This window comes from Streptomyces sp. NPDC007872 (assembly GCF_042868165.1).
Lineage (GTDB): Bacteria > Actinomycetota > Actinomycetes > Streptomycetales > Streptomycetaceae > Streptomyces.
The window spans coordinates 90294-109624 of sequence record NZ_JBIAEA010000003.1; the positions used below are offsets into that span (position 1 = coordinate 90294).

At 72.6% G+C, this 19331-nt stretch carries 20 protein-coding genes and 1 pseudogene; 6 read left to right on the forward strand and 15 right to left on the reverse strand.

Annotation, left to right across the window (positions count from 1 at the left end):
* Positions 1–183 precede the first annotated feature (183 nt).
* The 6 genes from ACFYNX_RS10925 to ACFYNX_RS10950 all read right to left on the reverse strand — a co-directional run bounded on the left by ACFYNX_RS10925 (position 184) and on the right by ACFYNX_RS10950 (position 5735).
* Positions 184–603: a peptidase inhibitor family I36 protein gene (locus ACFYNX_RS10925; RefSeq protein WP_365542068.1), complete on the reverse strand. Its 420-nt coding sequence runs from the start codon at positions 601–603 to the stop codon at positions 184–186.
* Positions 604–718: 115 nt separating this feature from the next.
* Entirely contained in the window at positions 719–1666 is a 948-nt protein-coding gene (locus ACFYNX_RS10930; RefSeq protein ID WP_388660019.1) for a hypothetical protein, read from the reverse strand.
* Positions 1667–1869: 203 nt separating this feature from the next.
* Positions 1870–2670 (reverse strand): peptidoglycan DD-metalloendopeptidase family protein, encoded by an 801-nt coding sequence (locus ACFYNX_RS10935; protein ID WP_388660022.1) that lies wholly within the window; start codon positions 2668–2670, stop codon positions 1870–1872.
* 633 nt (positions 2671–3303) lie between these two features.
* The gene (locus ACFYNX_RS10940; protein WP_388660025.1) at positions 3304–4332 is read right to left on the reverse strand and encodes an adenylate cyclase regulatory domain-containing protein; all 1029 of its coding nucleotides are present in this window, start codon (positions 4330–4332) and stop codon (positions 3304–3306) included.
* 74 nt (positions 4333–4406) lie between these two features.
* Entirely contained in the window at positions 4407–4856 is a 450-nt protein-coding gene (locus tag ACFYNX_RS10945; protein ID WP_388660028.1) for a universal stress protein, read from the reverse strand.
* Positions 4857–5129: 273 nt separating this feature from the next.
* Positions 5130–5735, reverse strand: a complete 606-nt coding sequence (locus ACFYNX_RS10950; protein ID WP_388660031.1) for a dihydrofolate reductase family protein — start codon at positions 5733–5735, stop codon at positions 5130–5132.
* Between the two features lie 770 nt (positions 5736–6505).
* Between ACFYNX_RS10950 and ACFYNX_RS10955 the strand changes: the two genes are divergently transcribed.
* Positions 6506–8299 carry a choice-of-anchor P family protein gene (locus ACFYNX_RS10955; protein ID WP_388660034.1) on the forward strand — a complete coding sequence of 598 codons (1794 nt, stop codon included), beginning with the start codon at positions 6506–6508 and terminating at the stop codon, positions 8297–8299.
* A 220-nt stretch (positions 8300–8519) separates the two neighbouring features.
* Here ACFYNX_RS10955 and ACFYNX_RS10960 read toward each other — a convergent pair.
* Both ACFYNX_RS10960 and ACFYNX_RS10965 read right to left on the reverse strand, forming a co-directional pair.
* A pseudogene (locus ACFYNX_RS10960) lies at positions 8520–8816 on the reverse strand (DUF6357 family protein); the annotation flags it as partial.
* Between the two features lie 109 nt (positions 8817–8925).
* On the reverse strand, positions 8926–9366 hold the full coding sequence (locus ACFYNX_RS10965; protein WP_388660037.1) for a VOC family protein: 441 nt from the start codon (positions 9364–9366) through the stop codon (positions 8926–8928).
* Positions 9367–9762: 396 nt separating this feature from the next.
* Between ACFYNX_RS10965 and ACFYNX_RS10970 the strand changes: the two genes are divergently transcribed.
* Positions 9763–10125, forward strand: coding sequence for an STAS domain-containing protein (locus ACFYNX_RS10970; RefSeq protein ID WP_388660040.1), 363 nt, complete (start codon positions 9763–9765; stop codon positions 10123–10125).
* A gap of 233 nt (positions 10126–10358) precedes the next feature.
* Here ACFYNX_RS10970 and ACFYNX_RS10975 read toward each other — a convergent pair whose 3' ends face one another.
* From ACFYNX_RS10975 to ACFYNX_RS11000, 6 genes are all read right to left on the reverse strand, one after another.
* On the reverse strand, positions 10359–10901 hold the full coding sequence (locus ACFYNX_RS10975; protein WP_388660043.1) for a DapH/DapD/GlmU-related protein: 543 nt from the start codon (positions 10899–10901) through the stop codon (positions 10359–10361).
* A 235-nt stretch (positions 10902–11136) separates the two neighbouring features.
* Positions 11137–12036, reverse strand: coding sequence for a GNAT family N-acetyltransferase (locus ACFYNX_RS10980; RefSeq protein ID WP_388660047.1), 900 nt, complete (start codon positions 12034–12036; stop codon positions 11137–11139).
* Between the two features lie 596 nt (positions 12037–12632).
* Entirely contained in the window at positions 12633–12980 is a 348-nt protein-coding gene (locus tag ACFYNX_RS10985) for an STAS domain-containing protein (RefSeq protein WP_388660050.1), read from the reverse strand.
* 302 nt (positions 12981–13282) lie between these two features.
* Complete coding sequence (locus ACFYNX_RS10990; RefSeq protein ID WP_388660052.1) at positions 13283–13831, reverse strand: PP2C family protein-serine/threonine phosphatase; 549 nt, start codon at positions 13829–13831, stop codon at positions 13283–13285.
* Positions 13815–13955 (reverse strand): hypothetical protein, encoded by a 141-nt coding sequence (locus ACFYNX_RS10995; protein ID WP_388660055.1) that lies wholly within the window; start codon positions 13953–13955, stop codon positions 13815–13817. The genes ACFYNX_RS10990 and ACFYNX_RS10995 overlap by 17 nt, the downstream gene beginning before the upstream one ends.
* A 370-nt stretch (positions 13956–14325) precedes the next feature.
* Positions 14326–16053 (reverse strand): protein kinase, encoded by a 1728-nt coding sequence (locus tag ACFYNX_RS11000; RefSeq protein WP_388660057.1) that lies wholly within the window; start codon positions 16051–16053, stop codon positions 14326–14328.
* A gap of 330 nt (positions 16054–16383) precedes the next feature.
* Between ACFYNX_RS11000 and ACFYNX_RS11005 the strand changes: the two genes are divergently transcribed.
* The 4 genes from ACFYNX_RS11005 to ACFYNX_RS11020 all read left to right on the forward strand — a co-directional run bounded on the left by ACFYNX_RS11005 (position 16384) and on the right by ACFYNX_RS11020 (position 18578).
* On the forward strand, positions 16384–17070 hold the full coding sequence (locus ACFYNX_RS11005; RefSeq protein ID WP_388660060.1) for a deoxynucleoside kinase: 687 nt from the start codon (positions 16384–16386) through the stop codon (positions 17068–17070).
* 83 nt (positions 17071–17153) lie between these two features.
* A complete protein-coding gene (locus ACFYNX_RS11010) occupies positions 17154–17528 on the forward strand; it encodes a hypothetical protein (protein ID WP_388660063.1) in 375 nt (124 codons plus the stop codon).
* 194 nt (positions 17529–17722) lie between these two features.
* Complete coding sequence (locus ACFYNX_RS11015; protein ID WP_365542102.1) at positions 17723–18010, forward strand: hypothetical protein; 288 nt, start codon at positions 17723–17725, stop codon at positions 18008–18010.
* A 196-nt stretch (positions 18011–18206) separates the two neighbouring features.
* The gene (locus ACFYNX_RS11020; protein ID WP_388660066.1) at positions 18207–18578 is read left to right on the forward strand and encodes a ClpX C4-type zinc finger protein; all 372 of its coding nucleotides are present in this window, start codon (positions 18207–18209) and stop codon (positions 18576–18578) included.
* Positions 18579–18990: 412 nt separating this feature from the next.
* Here the strand turns inward: ACFYNX_RS11020 and ACFYNX_RS11025 are convergent, their stop codons facing one another.
* On the reverse strand, positions 18991–19296 hold the full coding sequence (locus tag ACFYNX_RS11025; protein ID WP_388660069.1) for a hypothetical protein: 306 nt from the start codon (positions 19294–19296) through the stop codon (positions 18991–18993).
* Positions 19297–19331 lie beyond the last annotated feature (35 nt).

Genomic DNA, 19331 nt, shown 5'->3' on the forward strand with positions numbered 1-19331 from the left:
GGCGTTGTCCGGGGAGGCCGCGGGGCCGGATCGTCGTTGCGCCGGGCCACCGGCGGACGGGGGACGGGTGCACGTGTTCTTCTCCGGAGGACGAGGACGGAAGGGGACGGGAAGGACGACGTGGGCGCGGGGCCCGGTGCGCGCCGGCCGGGGCCGGCGCGCACCACGGCGTCCGTCGGCGGATCAGCAGCCGTTGACCCAGCGGTTGGCCTCGCCCTGGTCGTTGGCGACGCTGTCCCAGGTGTTGCCCCAGCCCTTGTCGAGGCAGAAGGACCGCCCTCCGTACCCGTTGTCGTGGTAGACGACCACGGAGCTGTACGAGGTGCCGGTGCCGTTGTTGTACCAGGAGGAGTCCTCGTGGGCGATGTAGGCGTTGGCGGTGTCCGACCAGATGGGGTTGTCGTACTTGAACCGGGCGATGCCCACGCCCGCCTGGTCGTAGTTGATGCCCTTGTACACGCACAGGTAGCCGGAGTCGCAGTTCCCCGGGTTCCGGGTGGAGTAGGTGGGGTTGGTGCCGTCCGCGTGCGCGGTTGCTGCGGCGAGGGGAAGCATCACGGAAGCGAGGGCCAGGCCCAGGGTGACGCGTGTCGACTTGCGCATGGTGTCCGATCCTTGTCTGCGGGGTGCCGGCCTCCGGGGTGCCGGAGGCTCCGTGCGGGACCGTGCCGCGGTCGCGGCACGGGGTCTGTGGAGGGCGAGGCCGCCGGAGCGGGCCTCACCGGTGTCGGGTCAGGGCTCGCGCCTCGGCCAGCGCGGCGGTGACCGCGTCGGTGAAGTGCTGTGCCTGCCGGGCGAAACGGGTCTTCGCGGCGGCACGGATCCGTTCGCCCTGCAGACGGGCGCCGGTCCGGGCGAGTCCGGCGTCACGGTTGCACTCGGCGTCGGCGACGGCCGTGCGCCTCTCGCGCTCGCGTACGGTCCCCGCGGGTCCGGCGCGCTCGCGGGTGGCGACGTCGCCGATGGCCTCGGAGGAGTCGGCGTAGGCGAACCCCTTGTCGGCCATGCAGGTGCGCCAGGATTCCAGGGCCGCCGTGTACTCCGGGGCGGAGACCACCTGCTCCCAGGTGAGGTAGCCGAGGTTGACGACGACCGCCTTGGCCTCGGTCCACGCCCGCAGGTCTCCGTACAGCCTGCGGCGGGCGTCGGCCTGGCATCCGTCGGCGCTGGTGAAGACCTGGCCGCGTCCCGGAACCTCCACGGTGATCGCCGCCCGGTCCGTGCCGTCCAGCGCCCGGCCGAAGGCGCGTCTGCGTTCGGGCGTGAGGGAGGCGAGGTAGCGCTCCTGCGTGCTCACCCGGGCGACGGCCCTGCCGTCGTCCCTCGGCCCGCCGGTGTCGAGTCCGTACCCGTGACGGCGCGCCCAGTCGACGTCGTCGAGACCGAAGGGGCGGTCGGGCGCCCGGTCGGGGTCCTCGGGCAGGACGTCGACCGTGTAGGCGAAACCCCTCTCCTTCATGCATCCGGTGATCAGGCGTCGCTCGGCGTCCGCGAGGAGGGCGTTCTCCGGTTCGGACAGCTCGGTGCGCACGCCCGTGGCCGGGGCCGGCGCGTCGGGCGTGGTGGCCCGGGCCGGCGCGTCGGGCGTGGTGGCCGGGGCCGAGCAGGCCGCGACGAACACCAGGAGCAGTGTGGCGAGGGCGGGCCGCGGGTCCTTCCCGGGCATGGGGACTCCCTTGCTGTGAAAACGATGTGACGGGCCGGCGGATCGGCGGAGCGGAGCGGACGGGGGATCCGTCCGGCGGCCGGACGCCGGCCAGCCGGTGGCGTCGGTGACGCCGCAGGCCGTGCCCGCCCGGGCCGCCGTCGGACGAGCCGGGACGAACACGCGGTCCCCGGTGTCAGAGGAGAAGCGGAACGCGGCCTGCCCTAGCAGGCGTTGGGCACGTTGCCCTTGTCGTCGCCCTTGAGGTAGATGGCGCTGACGTAGCCCACGCCGCCCGCGTTGAGGCGCAGTTGGACCCAGTTGTCGTTGCGGTAGCCCTCGGCCTCGACGAGCTGGCCCTTGACCCAGCAGTTCGCCGGATAGCTCTGGCCGGCGTAGACGTCACTGATGTCCTCACACGTGGTGGAGGCGCACTTGCGGACGTTGGCGTCGGCCCAGGCGGTGACGGTGGAGCCGCCTCCTCCCCCGCCGCCCGGTGTGCAGGGCAGGCCGATCCCCCGGTCGCGCAGGTAGGGAACGGGGTCGATGCCCCGGACGCCGGTGGAGGTGCCGACACGGATCCGCAGGTGCAGGTGGTTGCCCGTGGAGTCGCCTTCGCTTCCCATGAGCGCGATGCGCTGGCCGGCCACGACGGTGTCCCCCACGGCGACGTCACGTTGGTACATGTGGCCGTATTCGCTGACGGTCCCGTCGGGGTGCTCGATGCGGATCCACTGACCGTAGCCCTGCGCCGGGCCCGAGTTGATCACCCGGCCGGGACCCACCGCGTGGATCGGGGTACCGCGGTCGTTGGCGATGTCCACGCCGTCGTGGCCCGAGTGGTACCACTGCGAGACGACGCCCGCGGCCGGGCACGCCCCGGAGTAGGCCGTCGGCGAGGCGGCCGACGCGGGGGCCGTCACAGGGGCGGCGTTGCCGGGAGCCGCCGCCGCGAGCAGCAAGAACGCCGTGGAGGCGAGAGGAAGGCCGCCGCGCAGGACGCGGCCGAGCGGGCGTGGGCGCACAGGTGTTCCCCCTGGATGTTCCGAGCGCGTTCGCGCCCCGTGAGGTCGTCGGCACCGGTCCCTCGTCGTCGCGACCGGACCGGTGCCTGAAAGGTATTCGCGGGAACGCGGAGGGCGGCACCTGGAAGATTCCGGAGTGACGCCGGCCCGGGGGCGGGGCGCCCGACGGAAGAGCACCGGTCGGGTCGGAGGCCTCCGGAGTTCCTCTCCGGCGCGCCGCCAGGAGGAACCGGCCGCGCCGCCGACCGCGGATCCCGCGTCCGGGCCGCACTCCCACGGTCCGGACGGGCCCGGGTCCTGGCACCGACGCCGGTGCCGGCACCGGCGATGGCCGGCGGAACCCGACCTGCCGATCGAGCTCACCGGAAGTCGCGGACCGACGACTGCCAGGACCTGTCCGGCTTCGAGGTGGCACTGGGCTTCCGGGTGGAGTCCGTCGACGCCGGCCGGGTCGTCGCGGCACCGAGCACCCTTCGGCAGGACGCACGAGAGAGCGGCACGATCCGGTGTCGGCTCGATTCTTCCGCCGGCGGGCCCTCACGTGCCGTCGATGGGGGAACAGGCCGACCCGAGCCCCCTCCCCCGCCCCGTGCCGGTCCCGCGACCCGCGATCCCAGGTGGGGGAAGGCTCGTTCACCGCATCGGTTCTCTCTTCGTCCTCCCCCCTTCCTGAGGGTGAGGACGCTTCGCTGCCGGCGGTTCGCCGGGGCGCGCCGGCCGTAGCAGGACGGGACGCAGGCGGCTGTACCCCCTCACCGACACCGGGCGCAGCACTTTCAGGTCGTACGTCGTCGTGCCCGCCAGCTCGCCGGCGAACGCCGTGTCGACCAGGACGGTGTCGGGACGCGCCACCGCGGTGAGTCGTGCCGCGATGTTGACCGCCGCCCCGTACACGTCACCGTAGCGGATGAGAACCGGACCGTGAGCGAGCCCCGTCCGCAACTGCGGCAGTCTCCGGTCGTGCGCGGCTCGGGCGGTCAGTTCCCACGCGATGCCGGCCGCCGCGGACGCCGACTCGCCCACGAAGAGCACCTCGTCACCGATGGTCTTCACCACCCGGCCCCCTCCTTCGGCGACCGCGCCACCGACCAGGCTCTCGAACCGGTCGAGGACGCGGGAGAGTTCGGCGCTGTCCAGTCCTCGGGTCATCCGCGTGTAGGCGACCATGTCGGTGAAGCCGACCGCCAGGTGACGGATGTCGGCACCGTCGTGGAACGGTTCCGGTTCTCCGTCGGCGGCAAGCATCCGTCCGGCATGGGCGGCCAGGTGCCTGCGCCACACATGTCTCTGCAGTAGCTCCATCTCCGGCAACAGCCGGGCGACGTGCTCCACCGGTGCCGTTCCGTCTCGGCCGCCGTCTTCGCCGAGGGCACGGCCGAGCCAGCTCCACAGCGTCTGCACCTGCCACTCGGCGAGCCGGGAAAGATGGTGCCCCAGGGCGCGCGCCATGGCCACCTCGCTCTCCTCGGTGATGATCCCGGCCTCGATGAGCCGTTCGCCCGACCGCAGCGCCTCGACATCGGCTTCGGTGAACACCCTCGCGCGGTCGTCGGCCACCGGGAACCCGAGTGCTCGCCATATCCGCGCCGAGCGCTCCGGTTCCACCCCGGACCGCTCGGCGACGTCCTTCCTGGTCCAAAGACGGTCGCCGTCGAGCAGCATCTCCTCGATGGCCCGGTGCGGTTCATCGTTCCGCGTCGGGCCGTCCGCCGCCTTCCGTCCGGGCTCCGCCACGCTCACGTGGTGTGCACGATCAGCACGTCGAGCCCGGCTTTCCTTGCGATGCCGGCGGGGACCGAGCCGAGGATGCGCCCGGCGAGCGAACGTAATCCCCGGTTTCCGACGACGATCAGATCCGCCGCGTGTTCCCGCGCGATCCGTTCCAGGGCCGCGACGGGTTTGTCCTCCAGCGCGACCGATCGGACGTCTTTCACGCCCTCGTTCCGGGCTCTGTCCCTGGCGATGCGCAGGGTGTCCTCGGCCGGCGCCGAGCCCACCACCTGGTACGCCTCGGCCCCCAACCGGTCCTTCGCCACATCCAGGTCGGGCCCGCGCATCGGAGAGTAGGCGCAGGCGATCACGAGCCTGGCTCCACAGGCGACAGCGAGGCGTGCCGCACTCGTGACCGCCGCGAACGACGACTCGGAACCGTCTGTGCCGACCAGCACGGTCTGATAGGCGTTCAAGGTCAACCTCCTTGCACCACAATGAACTTACTTGCAAGTAAGGTAGAGCGTGGTCATTGCGGCAGACAAGGTGTCGCGAAGCGGCGACCCCTCCGTCACCCCGAGAACGCGGGCCCGGCCGCGAGCAGGACGAGCGACACCCGCGCCTGCCGAGGCCCTGGGCACGACCGAGAAGGCCGCTGCTCACCTCCTGTGCCGCGAGTACCCCAACGGCTCACCGGCCGGTGAGGGCGTCCGGCCCGGCGGCCTGTCCGACCGGCTGAGAGGGCGATGTCACGCAGGGGCGCCGAGTGGCGGGTGCTCGAGCACGCGGGGCTTGTACTCGACCATCTGGATGCGGCCGTCGAAGGTGCGGTGTTCGGTCATCTCGAGGGCGACGTCCGGGTAGCCGTCGTAGATGCGCTCTTCGCCCGTGGCTCCGGTGATCACCGGGAACATCACGACCCGGAAGCGGTCGACGAGCCCCGCGCGCAGCAGGGACCGGCACAGGCTGAGGCTGCCGATCGTGCTCAGGAGCCCCGCGCCGCTCGCCTTCATGGTGCGGACCGTCCCGACGGCGTCGTCGCGGACGAGCGTGGAGTTGGCCCACGTCAGCGGTTCCTCGATCGAGGAGGAGAACACCACTTTGGAGGCTTGCGTGAGCTCGTCGACGGACGCCTCTTCCTCGGGCCTGAACTCGTCCTGGCCCTTCGGGACCTCGCCTGCGGCGAAGCCCGACATCAGACGGTAGGTGTTCGCTCCCATCAGGTAGGTGGGCTCGGGCTGCTTGCCGAGCCACGCGAGGTACTCCGGGCCCTCCAGGCCCCAGAAACCGGGCCATCCCTCTCCCGACGCGTAGCCGTCGAGGGAGGTGATGAAGTCGACGAGAAGCTCCGACATGGCGGTGTCCTTTCCGAGGTGTCACGAGCTTGGACCGGCGGGGGGCCACGAACTCATCGGCCGCGCCGTGGAACGACGAGAAAACCCGTGTCGCCGCGGAGCACGGACGAACGGCAGGTCGGCCACGAGGCCGAGCCACGCCTACCGGCCATCGGGGCCGGCGCCGAACCCGGGCAGGGGCGGAGACGTCGTCCACAGCAACGTCGGGGAAGGCCTCCGGGGAGTCGCCGGCGCTCCTGCCGGCCTTGCCGAAGGCCCGGGTGGTACGGCGGTTCAGAAGCTGTGGTGCGGGAGGATGGCGGGAGTGCCGGGGACCGGGCGGGATACTTCGCTCGAGGCCGGTGCGCGGGTCGGCGGCCGGCGGCCCGAGCGGCGTCACTGACGCCGGAGCGGATCGAACGGCTCTCCGGGACCGGGGTGGGGTGGGCGTGGTCGTCGCCGTGGTCGCGACGTTCGCGGCCGGTTGTCTCCTCGGCCGGGTCCGTCCGTGTCTCGAACGCCGAGGAGTGCCGTCGATACGCCGGTGGCGCCCCCTCGGCGCGGCCGGAGAGGATCGGACGGCGCATGCGCCCGGCGTGCGCCGCCCTGCCCTCCTGCGTGCGCCGCTGCCGGGTCCGGGCGCGACGGCCAGACTGGTCAGCGTTTCGCGGCCGGGCACCGCCCGTCGGGTCCGGACGCGGCCGTCGGGCTGCCCGCGCCGCCCGACGACGGGCCTTCCGCAGGCCGCAGTCACGGTCACGGTCTGCGGGACGAGTCGAGGAGGGGAAGACGTGCACAGACACTTACCGGGTCGGCCGCGCCGGACCGTACCGTTCCTGCGCGCCGCCGCAGCATCCGGTCTGGCGTGCGCGGCGGCACTGACCGCCGTGCTGCCCGCGGCCGCCGCACCGGGCGCTCCCGCGCCCGCCGGAACCACCACCGTGTCCGCACTCGCGCCAGGCGTCGGAGCGCGGTGGGCCGTGGCGGTCGCCGCGCCGGTACCCCGCGCGGCGACCGTGCTCTTCGAGGAGGGGTTCGAGAACGCCCCCGGAGCTCCCCGCCTGCTGACCTCGTACACCGGGGCTCCGCCGCTCTCCGAGACGTACACCGCCGACCCGGCCTGGCTGACCGCCTGCAACGGCTGGCTGGTCTCGGCGGCCGACCCCGCCACCGCCCCGTCCGGCAGCGGCTGCGGGACGTCCTGGCCCTCTCAGCAGGCCATGGCGTCGGCGCTGGCCGAATGGGCCGGCGGCGACCCGGCCGCCAACCACGCCGTCACCGCGTACACCGCGGGAAACCCGGGAGCCGGAAAGACGCAGTTGGAGACGGTGCAGCCGGTGCCGGTGGCGGCGACCGACCGCTTCCTGACCTTCTCGGTGGACGCGGCGGCCGTCAACTGCTTCGCCGCGCACCCGCTCCTGGAGTTCTCCCTGCTCGACGGAGAGCGGGCCGTCCCGGCGTTCACCGACCCCATCGACACGTGCGCCGACGCCGATGAGGTCACCGCGAACGGCACGTACGTCGGCACCTACGCGGGCGACGACGCCGTGCTCTTCTCCGGCCCCTCGGCCGGTGTCCGCATGGTCAACGCGCAGGCCAGCGGGACCGGCAACGACGGCGCGATCGACAACCTCCGGATCCTGGACGCCACCCCGCAGCTCAGTACGGCCTTCGCCCCCGACCCGGTGGGCGTCGGCGACCCGACCACGCTGACCTTCACCGTCACCAACACCACCGAGAAGGCGGCGAAGCGCGGCTGGTCCTTCACCGAGCAGCTACCGCCCGGGCTCGTCGCCGACCCCGGCTCCGCCACCACCGACTGTCCTTCCGGCACGGTCACCGTCGACCCCGGTGGGCACGGTCTCACCTCCGGCGGCGACCTCGCCGCCGGGCAGGAGTCCTGCACGATCACGATCCGGGTGACCTCGGCCCGCAGCGGCACGTACACCCTGTGCGCCGCGGCGACCACCGCCCGGCGCGGCATCGACCCGCCCGGCTGCACCTCGGTGACGTTCGTGGCCCTGCTCATGGACGCGCACGCCCAGGCCGTCACGGCCGCCCCGGCCCCGCCACTGGCCCCTTCGGACGTCACCTGCACCGAGGACCCGGCCACCGACGACGCCCGACTCGGCAACACCCACGTCGGCTCCTCCACCGGCTCGTTCAGCTCCGCCACGACCCACGCGGCGGGCACCGCGGGCGCCGGCAGTGCCCGTACGGCCACCTCGACCGCCACCGTCAACGGACTGCATCTCCTCGGTGGCCTGGTCAGCGCGGGCACGGCGACCGCCACGGCCACCGCGACCGCACCCACGGCACTGGGCACGGTCACCGTCACCGGTGCGACCACCCTGACCGGGGCCCGGGTGGGCAACACCACGCTCGCCGCCCACCCGGCGCCGAACACCGTCATCACCCTCCCGCAGCTCGGCTCGGTCACCCTCAACGAGCAGCGGGCCTACGGCGACGGGCGCGGTCTCGTCGTCAACGCCCTGCACGTCCGGCTGTCCGACGGCACCGACATCGTCGTCGGCGGCACCCGCGCCTCCCTCACCCGGACCCCGGGTCCCTGCCCCTCGCCCTGACGCCGGATCCCCCGGACCGGCTCCCGCCGGATCCGGCGATTCCGGGCACCGATCCCGGGCCTCCGGCCCGCGCGGCCCCCTCCCGAACGCGCCGACGGGCAGGGGGTCGCGCCGTGACCGGCCCATGCCCGGCCGCGCACCCCGATTCCCGATCGAGGACGCGGTCGGGGCGGAGAAGGGGCCCGTCGGCGTCGGCGGACTCCTTCTCCGCCCCGACATCGTCGACGTCCGCGGGCGGGGAGAGGAGGACCGGGTCCAGGAGTGCGACGGCGGCGTTCTCGTCGAGCCGTCCCGCGGTTCCGGCGGCGTCGCAGAGGGGGAGGACCGCGCTCCACAGCAGCAGGTGTCCGGGCAGGTCCCGCCGGATCACCGCGAGGTGGGCCTCCTCCACGGGGAAGGTGAACGTGCGGGGCTCGTGGTTGGCGTCGGCCCCCGCGGCGAGCATCAGCCTCAGTTCGCCGTCCTCGCTGATCACGCTCGGGATCCATCCGCCGCGGGTGAACACGATGTCCCTCATGGGCTCAGAACCCCTCCGGAACGGCACCGGCCGGGCGCGGGACGAACAGCACGGGGATGCCTCGGAATCCCGGCGGTCCCGTCCGGCCGCCCGTTCCGGCCTTCCCTCCTCAGCACAGTCGCTCGGCCAGGCCGACGATGATGCCCTCCGGACCGCGGAGGTAGCAGAGCAGGAAGCTGTCCTCGAACCGGGCGATTCCGCCCACGAGTCCGGCGCCGTGGGGACGCAGGCGGGCGACGGTGTCCTCGATGTCGTCGACGGCGAACATGACCCGGTGCGTGCCCAGAATGTTGTGCGGCCGGTCACGGGGTCCGGCGCCGATCGCCGCGGGACTGTGGTATTTCGCCAGTTCGAGCCGACTGTGGCCGTCCGGGGTACGGAGCATGGCGATGGTGCAGCGGACGCCGTCGAGTCCGGTGCACCGGTCGGCGAAGGGGCCCTCGACCTCCCCCCTGCCCTCCAGCTCCATGCCGAGTTCGACGAAGAACGCGACGGCGGCGTCCATGTCCTCGACGACGATGCCGACGTTGTCCATCCGCTGGATCGTCATGCCGGTCCCTCCTTCTCGTCCGTACGGCCGGTGGCGGCCGTCGATGCCCCTGGGACGGAGCCGACGGTACGGTCTCGACATCCGCGGATCCTCGAAGCGGCGGACGTTCCGTCTCCCGCCCGGCGCCGGCCCCGGCTCGCCGCGTTGCGGCTGCTCGACGAGGGCCTCGGAGCCGACCGGGTGCGTGACCGTCGCGCATCGGGAACGCCCGGAGAGGGCTGCGCACCGACCTCGTTTCCGTTCCCGTGCGCACGATGCGACTGTCCGCCGGTCCGATCCTCATGCGGCACAGGCCACCCCGCACCGAAGGGCGAGTGCCTCTGGCATAGTCAGACGGGACAGGATCATCCGCGCACGCTCCCCACCAAAGGGAGCCGAAGTGTCCTCGAGGAGACCATGACTAGCAAGGACGAAGCCGACCGGACCGCTCGGCTGTCCGCGTCGCATCGCGTGGTCGACGGCGTTCGGATCGCCACCCTGCACGGCGAGATCGACCACGAAGAAGGGGACGTCCTGCGCGGGGCGCTGCTGCCCGAGAGCGAACCGGTGCTGCCGGTCGTGGCCGACATGAGCGGCGTGACCTTCCTCGACTCCAGCGGCATCAACGTCCTGATCGCCATCCACCAGCGGGTGAGCGACGCCCGGGGGCGGCTCCGCATCGCCGCTCCCACGGACGGCGTGCGGCGCGTCCTGGCCCTGGTCGGCATCGATGCCGTCATCCCGTGTCACTCCACCGTCGAGGACGCCTTGAACGCCTGACGCGGAGACCACGGCGGAGGAGGGGCGCCCGGGGAGGCGCGTTCCCCTCCTCTGCCAGGATTCCGGTCGGGACCACGACGAGGGACCGCGAGGGAGAGGTCAGTGCCGCCCGGCCGCACCGGTCGTACGCCACGGCGTCAAGATCTGCGGCGAGCCGAAGGCGGTCGTCGCCGGCCGGGTCGAGCCCGGCACGGCCGCCTGTGCGGAGGTGCGGCGTGGAACGGACGGGGTCGTCACCATGTCCGGTGCACGGTCGCCTTGCCGCCGGTCACCAGACTCGCCGGCGGGACGTCATCGGCCACGACCGCGCCGGCCGCGATCACGGCGTCACGGCCGATGCTGACGCCGGGCAGGATCGTCGCACCGGCTCCGATCCACACGTTCTCCGCCACGTCGATAGGGGCGCCGGTGAGGTACAGCCGCCGCTCCTCGGGGTCGACCGGGTGGCCGCTGGTGATGAACGTGACCTTCGGTCCGATCATCACGCGTTCGCCGATGCGGATGCCGGCGTAGTCCAGGAACGTGCAGTTCTGGTTAACGAAGACGCGTTCGGCGAGGTCGAGGTTCAGGCCGTGGTCCGTGTAGAAGGGCGGATAGATCGTGACTCTGGACGGCAGCGGCCTGCCGAGGATCCGCTCGAACAGTTCCGCCTTTCCCTTCTCGTCCGCGAAGGGCAGGACGTTCAGACGGGAGGTGAGCTCGGTGACTTCCAGGACCCTCTCGGCCATGGCCCGGAACTCGGCACTGTGGATCTTCATGAGACGGTCGCCGGTCATGCCTCGATTCTTTCCGCGTACCGGTGGCCGGGCAAGACCGGACGGACGGTCGAAGCCCGGAGGCGCCGGTGCCGGGGTCGGCGTTCCGGTCGGCGCGGCGCGCCCCGTACGACCGCACACGGACCACCGGGACGGCGTCGTCGGTGGCCGCGTCGAAGGACAGCGGTCCGGCCGGACGCGAGCGGTCCGGGCCTGCCCGGACCGGACCGGACCGCTCGCCCCGTGCCGCTCCTCGTCAGGCCGCCGTGCCCGTCGGGTGGAAGTTCAGGCGCTCACGGACGACGGGGAAGCCGGCCTTGGCGAAGTTCGCCGCCATGGGGAAGTTGGCCTGGTCCGTGGCTCCTCCGATGAACTCCGCGCCCTGCTCGACGAGGAAATGGGTGCACTCCGCCAGGAGGTCGTAGGCATAGCCGCGACCGCGCTGCTCGGGGACGACTCCGACGAAGCCGATGGTCGGGCCGGAGGGGTTGTGGGCCGGAATGTGGATGCCGGCCAGGTCGCCCTCCGGTGTGCGCGCGACCTGCCACCATTCCCGTGGGGAGGGACACCACCGGAAGAAGTCGAGTTCCTGCTGGGCGGCCCGGTCGGGGCCGCCCTCCTCCACGGCCTGGAGCGCGTGGGCGTCCAGGGTGACGGAGTGGATGCGGCGCAACGCGTCGAAGAACACGCCGTCGTCGGGTTCGGCGCCGAAGCGCAGGCGTCCGGGGCGTTCGGGCAGGCCTCGCTCCGGGGTCCAGCGGTACAGGAAGCGTTCCACCAGGAGTTCGTACCCCGCGGCCCGTGCGGCGGCGAAGCGCGCTTCGGCGGCGGCGCGCAGGCCGGGATCGTCCCGCCAGCCTCCCGGCAGGTTGATCTCCAGTTCGACCTGCCAGGGAGCGGAGCGCAGGAGTTCGGCCCCGGCCTCCTCCTGGCCCTCGGCCACGTCGAACCAGTTGATGTTGACGGGCTCGGGGTCGTCGGGGCCGCCCCACCACGCGCCGCGTGCGACGACCTCGCCGTCGCGCAGGGCGACACGCTTCCAGTCGGGGCGGTAGCGGGTGAGCCGATGTGCTTCACGGGCTCCCAGGGGGTCGGGGAGCGCGAGGAAGAGAGGGGCGTCGCTCGTGGAGAGCGCGCGGATGACCGGATCGGTCACGGGTTCCTCCGGAATACGGGCTGTTGGGGCGCTCCCGGTCAGAACCCGCGCAACACGCCGGGACAGCGGGAGAGGGAGCGCTGGAAAGGTCTGAACCGCACGGCACTCGCCTCCTTCCGTTCGTCCCAGGGCGTGAAGTCGGACGGTAGGCGATCCGCCACGGGTCCGTCCACGGATTTTCGCGTCTCCCGGAGAAGGATCTTCCCGGTGATGCCCGGACAGCTTGTCGGCGAGGTGCGGTCGACGGGAAACCGCCGTCGGCTCCCGGGACGGGCCCGGTGGGAGCCGCAAGAACGCCCGGCCCACGCCGCCTCACCGGCCCGGACGCCGAAGCGGCCCGCACCTCACGGTGCGGGCCGCTTCACCACCCGAACTGCCGGAGGGGGAATCCGGCAGGCCTTTCCTGTCCGGAGCGAATCCCTTCGCTCAGACCCCCGCATGCCCCTGATCCCGCCATCCACACACCTGGTCTTCCGGGAATCGGCTGGGATCGGCCGGGATCGTTGCGGCAGGAGACGTACGCAGAGGACGAAGTGGCGGTCGGTGCGCCACGGACACGGGCCGTCCTGACGCGGAGGTGCCGGTTCCGGAACGGCTCAGAGCCTGCGAGCCACAAGGCCGGCGGGAGTGTCGGGAATCAGCCGGAAGACGTCGTAGGCCGCGGGGAACAGGTCGGCGGCAAGGAGCAGGAGTTGCAGGGGCTGCTCGTGCAGACCTGTCACCGTCACCCTGCGGTACGGGTCGCCCTGCGGGGCGGGACCGAAGAACAGACGCAGGCCGGCGACGTCGGTGAAGGAGAGGTGCTCCAGGTCCCACAGCAGGCCGTCGACGTGTGCCGGCAGCCGTTCCACGGCCATGCGCAACGGGGACAGGGTGTGGAAGTCGATCTCCCCGTACGGGGTGATGCGGGCGGTCGTGCCGACGATCGTGGTGGTGATGTCCATGCTGGGCGCGCCCCCTTCCGGGGGGTTGATGAGCCCACAGACGAGACGCCCCCGATCCGAGGAAGAGGGGGCGGACGACGATGGCGGGATCCGAGTGCCCGGAGTGGGGGCAACTCCCGCATCCCAAAGGCCGCAGTCCATCGCGGCGGCCGGTCTCACGTTCCTTCAGCGTCCCACACCCACGCTCGAACGCGAAACAGGGCAAGTCACACGGACGCCGGCCAGGAGCGGCGCTCTCCCGCTCGTCCGCCCCGCCGCCCCGAGGACCGCGGCGGCGTCCCCTACGCCTCCCCCGCCCCCAATCACCCGGCCGGGGGGAGCCGTTCGACGGCGACCAGGGCCGCGTCGTCGCCCAGGCGGTCTCCCGCGTGCGCGTGGAGATCGTCCTGCAGGAGGTCGAGCAGGGCCTGCGGACCGGCTCCGGCCCACGCGGTGAGCCGCTCGGTCAGTGGGTGGAAGGGGCGTGAACGGTCGCGGGCCTCGAGGACACCGTCCGTGTGGAGAAGGAGGACGTCGCCGGTTTCGAAGGCGAAGCTGTCCGCCGTCACCTCCGGAGACAGCACGTCCGACAGCTCCAGGGGCGGATACGCATTGTCCGCGCCGAGGGGAACGACTCGTCCCCGGCTCAGGAGCAGCGGTGGCGGGTATCCGCAGTTCACGAGGCGTACGACGGGTTCGTGATCGGGAACGTCGAGCACCAGCGCGGTGACGAAGGCCTCGTGCGTCTCGTCGGAGGCCTCCTCGCTCTCCGCTCCGGCTTCCTCCGCCTGCTCGGGCTCCTCCGCCGAGCCCACCGCCGCCTCCAGGTGCCCGACGAGTCCGGGCAGCTCCTGTTCACGGCCGGACGGCAACCGCGCCCACGAGGGCCGTCACGCGCGGTCCCGCGAACGACGCCGTCACCGCGGGCGCGGCGATCAGGAAGGGCCCCAGATGGACCTCGGGCGGCAGGAGGACGTCCGCGACGGTGACCGCCACGATCAACGCGAAAGGGACGGCGAGCAGCGACCGCCTACCGCGCCGGGCGGAAAGGGAGGTGAATGCTCGCCAGCGGAGGCCCATGCCCCGGGCATACCGCAGACGAGTGGACGTGTCCTGCCACCGGCCGGGGCACATGCCCGTACCGCCGGTCTTGGAGCGCGCGCGTCGGCGTACGTTCCGAGACCGGCCGGGAGGAACCGCGCCGGGTCGGGGGGCCGACGCCGACCGCTCCGTGCCCCGGCCGATGGACCGTACGCGTCTCGGCCGCGAAGACGCCGACACCGGCGCTCGACGACCTGCTCGGGCAGGACCGCCGGCTCTCCCCGCCGTCCGGTCGCAGCGCTGTCCGGACCGCGGGAGCGGCCGGTCAGCGCGGTGCGGTCTCGCGCAGGTCCCACCACCGGTCGTCCCACCGCCACCACCCGGCGGAGTCGCGCATGGCCCAGGTGTGCACCAGCCGGCCCTCGTCGTCGCCGAGGACGAGTTCGATGTGTCCGTTCCAGCGCGAGGTGCCGTCGAGCCGGGTGTACCGGCCCGGCGGCGGCACGGGGAAGGGGCCGGAGGCCAGGCCGCCGGGGTGGAGGACGCAGTGGCCGCCGCCGAGGACGACCAGGGCCTCGTCGGGCAGCGGCACCGCGGCGCTCACCGGGGCGTGTTCGTCGTCCAGGACGCGGCGCCAGCGGCCGGCGGCGGGGCCCGGGCTGTACAGGAGGGTGCCCGACCGGTCGACGGCCGCGAGGGTGCCGCAGGCCACCCCGGGGCGTACGGACACCAGGCCGGCGGGGGCGCCGGGCAGCGGCGACCAGGACGTCCACCGTCCGTCGTCCTCCTGGCCGCGCTGCCAGCCGCCGCCGTCCCGGTCGACGGCGTACAGCCGGTGCGGGGTCCACGGGGCTCCGGTGGCGGCGACGTCGGTCAGCGGGGCCGTGCCGGGCGTCGGCCCGTCGTCCTCCCATCCCGACCAGTCCCCGATCGGCACGCAGGTCTTCGGGTCCACGGTCAGGGTCCGTCGCCACAGTCGCCCGTCGTGGCCCAGGAGCCACAGGTGCTGCCGGTACGGCACGGGGGATCCCGCCGCCAGGGCGCGGGCGGGAGCGGGGGCGTTCAGGCCGTGCCAGCCGCTCCAGCCGTCGCCCACGTTCCAGCCGTGGCACAGGCCCCGGGGATCGGCGGCGAAGACCTCCAGGTGCGGATCGCCGTAGGAGGCCACCGCGAACGTCGCGTGCGGAAGCGGGAGGGTGGGGGCGAGCGGTTCCGCCGTCGCCAGGTCACGCAGCCGCCGCGCGGCCTGCCGGGCGGTCGGCCGGCTCCCGGGATCGGGTGACAGCAACTCCCCCACGAGGGAAGCCGTCACCGGGTCGGCGCCGGTGGCCGCGAGCGCTTCCACGACCTCGCCCGCCAGCCGCAGCGCCCCCTCCTCGCTCGGTACGGCGAGACGCGAGGGAAGCCTTCCGAGGACGCACTGTCCGAGGACCACGCCGAGGGACCACATGTCGTCGGCGGGCCGCACCTCACGCGGTCCCGAGCCGGGTGCACGGAGACGCTGGGGCGACATGTAGGAGGGCGTGCCGCCCAGGTCCCACGCCACGGTCTCCCGCAGGGCCGTGGCCACGTTGAAGTCGGCGATCTTCCACAGACCGCGACAGCGCACGATGTTGCCCGGCTTCAGGTCCGCGTGCACCAGTCCCCGGCCGTGCACGTGTTCCAGGGCCTCGGCCACACCGGCGAGAACCGCGGCGGCCTCGTGCGGCGGCAGCGGACCGGCCGCGTCCAGGTGGTCACCGAGCGCGCGGTCGCCCAGCTCCATCACCTGCACCAGACAGCCGGCGAACGGCCCCTCCGGCGCGAGGAAGGCGTCGACGTACGCCACCGCGTGCGGGCATCCCATCAGCCGTTCCTGGATCCGGATCTCCTCCAGCGCGCGCCGGCGCTGCTCCGCGTCTCCCCGGACGTGGTAGATCTTCACCGCCCGGTGCTCGACGTGCCCGTCCAGACCCGGCCGCACCCGCCGAGCGGGAAGCACCCGCGCGAACTGTCCGCTTCCCAGCGGAGCGGCCTCGTCGACCAGCCATTCCCCCACCCGAGTCTCGCTCACGGCGGGACAGTACACCCGGGAAAGGCCGACGGGGTTCCTTCGAGCGGCACCAAGGCGCGGTCGGGCCGCCGCCGGCCGATGGCGGCGAGCCGGACCGGGCCGCGCGCCACGCGCTCGACGGCGCCGCCGTCACGCCGGGGGCGGCCGAAGGGGCCGGCCCGGTCGCGTCATCGTCCGGACCCTTGCCCGGATGACGTCCCGGATGCTCCACCCACCCCCACATCTGGGGTGGCGAGAGTATCGCCTGCCCAGATGTAGTGTTGGCGAGGCCGGTGATGTACCGGCCGCTCGTGCGCCCGCGGGGTGCGGGAGGCCAGGGAGAAGTGAGGAATGGCAGTGATCTGCGTCGGCGGCATGATCGGTATCGGCAAGACGAGCGTCGCCGAGCTGCTCGCCAGGGAACTGGGGAGCGAGGTCTTCTACGAGAGCGTGGACGACAACCCGATCCTCCCGCTCTTCTACACGGCGACGCCCGAGGAGATCCGGGCGAAGCGCTACCCGTTCCTGCTCCAGCTCTACTTCCTGCAGACGCGGTTCGCCTCGATCAAGCAGGCGTACAAGCAGGGGAACAACGTCCTGGACCGCTCGATCTACGAGGACTGGTACTTCGCCAAGGTCAACCACGACCTCGGCCGCATCAGCGCCCTGGAGATGCGGGTGTACGAGGGGCTGCTCGACGAGATGATGCGCGAGATCGACGGCCTGCCCTACCGCAAGGCGCCCGACCTGATGGTCTACCTCCGGGCCGACTTCGAGACGGTGCTGCGCCGCATCGGGCTCAGGGGCCGCGACTTCGAGCAGGACGCGGGCCTCGTCGAGTACTACCGGACGCTGTGGTCCGGCTACGACGACTGGGTCCACCTCCACTACTCGGCCAGTGACGTCCTCGTCGTCGACATGAACCGTACGGACGTGGTGAACGACCCCGCGGACGCGGCCCGCGTCGTACGCGAGGTGAAGGACGCCCTGGCGGCGGCCGGCCACCACCGGGTCGAAGCCGGCCTGGAACCTGCCTGAAGCCACCTCGCGGGGAATCAAAGGGAGTTGGGGCGGGGCGGACGGTCCGGGAGATGCCGGCCCGCCGCGAGACGGTCGCTGCCATGTCCTTTGCATGCGGTCGCCCTTCACCCTCCGGTTCCCGCCTCCGGCCGCGTACGGGTACGCCGGGTCGCCGTCGGCCCGGCGGCCCCGCCCGGGTCCTCGCCGCGCTGCTCACCGTCGTCGGACTGCTCGTCGCCGCGCCCGCGCCCCGGGCGACCGCCGCGCCCGTCGAGCCGGTCGTCAACGGGCCCGTCTTCAACGACCCGCTCGGCTCCCCCGCCCGGCAGAAGGCGGTCTTCACCCAGCTCGTCGACCTCGTCAACGCGACGCCCGCCGGGCAGACGATCCGCGGCTCGATGCTCGAGTTCGCCCACCGCGGCCACTTCTTCCCGCGCGGCGACTCCTCCAAGATCCGGTCCGCCTGCGGCGGCTGACCCCGGCCGACGGCCGGGGCCCCGGCAGCGGCCTGGGAACTTCGGTGATCGTCAAACCACCGGCGCCCCGAAAATCATATGAGCGGCGTCTGAGCTGCGGTCATGCGGGTAGGCAGGGAGAATCGCCGCCCTTTCCACGCACGGGTGCGAGGACCCATGGTCTCGCACCCGTACCGTACGAGGAGATGCCCGTCATGAGCTCCACCACGGTCCTGCCCCTCCCCCACCGGCCGGTGCGCACGGTCACCCCCGCTCCCGCCGCTCTTCCGTCTTCGGCGTTCGACGCGATGCTGGACGCCACCTACGAGACGCACCGCAGGTTCCAGCACGGCGCTTTCGCCGAGCCCTGCCCGACGTGCCACGTCTCGGCGGGCGAGTTCTGTCTGACGCGTCGCAGCGTGCACGCCGCCCGCCGACTGGCACACCGCGTTCGAGGGGCGCAGACCGATCCGTTCTCCCGTATGGCCAGGAAGGCCTGCTGAGCGCACGGACCGGTGGCGTCGGAGAACCCGGAAGCGGTTTCACCGATCCGACAGTGCCGAGTTCAACGGTGAGGAGACCGGGAAGGGGCGGTTCGGCTCGACGGCAACGACCCTTCCTTGTCAGGCTGCCCCTGACACTCCTACCCTGCGTGTCAGGATCGGCCTGACGGACGGGCCGCCAGTGAGGGAGTGCGCGATGCTCGCCGAAACGACGGACCGCGACGGCCGGGCGTGCTCGTTCTGCGCCAGGCCCGAGGCCGAGGTGACCAAGCTGGTCGCCGGCCCCGGGGTGAACATCTGCACCGACTGCGTGGACCTGGCCGCCTCGATCGTCGCCGAGTACCGCCCGGGCCCGACCGAGCTGCGGATGCCGATGTGGGGCGAGCTGACCGACGCCGAGATGCTGGAGCGGCTGCCCCGCGTCGCGGCACTGGCCGACCAGGTCGAGGACGATCTGCGCATGTGGGTCACGGAGCTCCGGCGCCGCGGCGTGACCTGGGCCAGGGTCGGACAGGCGCTGGGCATCACCCGCCAGTCGGCCTGGGAGCGCTTCTCCGGGGAAGAGTGACCGGAAGGGATCCCTCGGAGGGTTCACCGGGTCACCGGCGGGGCTGAGGGGCTGGACCACGCCTTGCGCCGCCTCGGTCAAACGGGCGCCGCGTTCCACTTCCGTGGGAAGAGGACGTGGGAACCGCGAACGGTCGGGGCTCTTCTCCGGTCGAGTCCTTCCGCCCGCTCCCACCGGCTCCGTCTGCCACGCGGCCTCCGGTTCGTCACGAACAGGGGCCGCGGCCGTTCTGATCGTCCGCGCCCTTGACGGCCCTCACGTCGGCGCACTCCTCGGCCAGGCACTCCACCCTGTCGAGCACCTCCGCCCGGGCCACCGTGACCTTTCCGCCGAGCTCACCGCGCCGGTCGCCGGGGAGTCACGGAGCCGCCTACGGGGCGCGTCCGCCGGCGAGAGGGCCGTGGCCGGACCGTCAGTGACGTGTGTCGTCCTCCGTGCCACCGGAGGGCACGCCGGCCGGATGTACGCGCCTCGTTCCTTCGCCGGGACGATCGTCGGCGGCGGGCTCCACCGTTCGGCGGTTCCCGCGTGTGCGTGAGGACAGGCCCTGTGTCATCTCGGCGAACCACCAGGTGCCCGCCACCACGCACGCCATCAGGAACCCGCTCACCACGGATGTGCGCCAGGGCGCCTGTTCCACCCGCCATTCCACGAAAGTCAGCGCCACCCATCCGACCAGCAGCACGCACGCGACCCGTACACGTCGATGTTTGAACATGTCCACCCGCTACCCGAGACGGTGCCGATCACACC

Coding starts and splice junctions, on each gene's coding strand:
- ACFYNX_RS10975 (WP_388660043.1), bottom strand. CDS start 10,901: ATGACCGGCGACCGTCTCATGAAGATCCACAGTGCCGAGTTCCGGGCC.
- ACFYNX_RS11015 (WP_365542102.1), top strand. CDS start 17,723: ATGAGCTCCACCACGGTCCTGCCCCTCCCCCACCGGCCGGTGCGCACG.
- ACFYNX_RS11010 (WP_388660063.1), top strand. CDS start 17,154: ATGTCCTTTGCATGCGGTCGCCCTTCACCCTCCGGTTCCCGCCTCCGG.
- ACFYNX_RS10965 (WP_388660037.1), bottom strand. CDS start 9,366: ATGACGATCCAGCGGATGGACAACGTCGGCATCGTCGTCGAGGACATG.
- ACFYNX_RS10985 (WP_388660050.1), bottom strand. CDS start 12,980: ATGGACATCACCACCACGATCGTCGGCACGACCGCCCGCATCACCCCG.
- ACFYNX_RS11020 (WP_388660066.1), top strand. CDS start 18,207: ATGCTCGCCGAAACGACGGACCGCGACGGCCGGGCGTGCTCGTTCTGC.
- ACFYNX_RS11025 (WP_388660069.1), bottom strand. CDS start 19,296: ATGTTCAAACATCGACGTGTACGGGTCGCGTGCGTGCTGCTGGTCGGA.
- ACFYNX_RS10925 (WP_365542068.1), bottom strand. CDS start 603: ATGCGCAAGTCGACACGCGTCACCCTGGGCCTGGCCCTCGCTTCCGTG.
- ACFYNX_RS10970 (WP_388660040.1), top strand. CDS start 9,763: ATGACTAGCAAGGACGAAGCCGACCGGACCGCTCGGCTGTCCGCGTCG.
- ACFYNX_RS10940 (WP_388660025.1), bottom strand. CDS start 4,332: ATGCTGCTCGACGGCGACCGTCTTTGGACCAGGAAGGACGTCGCCGAG.
- ACFYNX_RS10950 (WP_388660031.1), bottom strand. CDS start 5,735: ATGTCGGAGCTTCTCGTCGACTTCATCACCTCCCTCGACGGCTACGCG.
- ACFYNX_RS10930 (WP_388660019.1), bottom strand. CDS start 1,666: ATGCCCGGGAAGGACCCGCGGCCCGCCCTCGCCACACTGCTCCTGGTG.
- ACFYNX_RS11005 (WP_388660060.1), top strand. CDS start 16,384: ATGGCAGTGATCTGCGTCGGCGGCATGATCGGTATCGGCAAGACGAGC.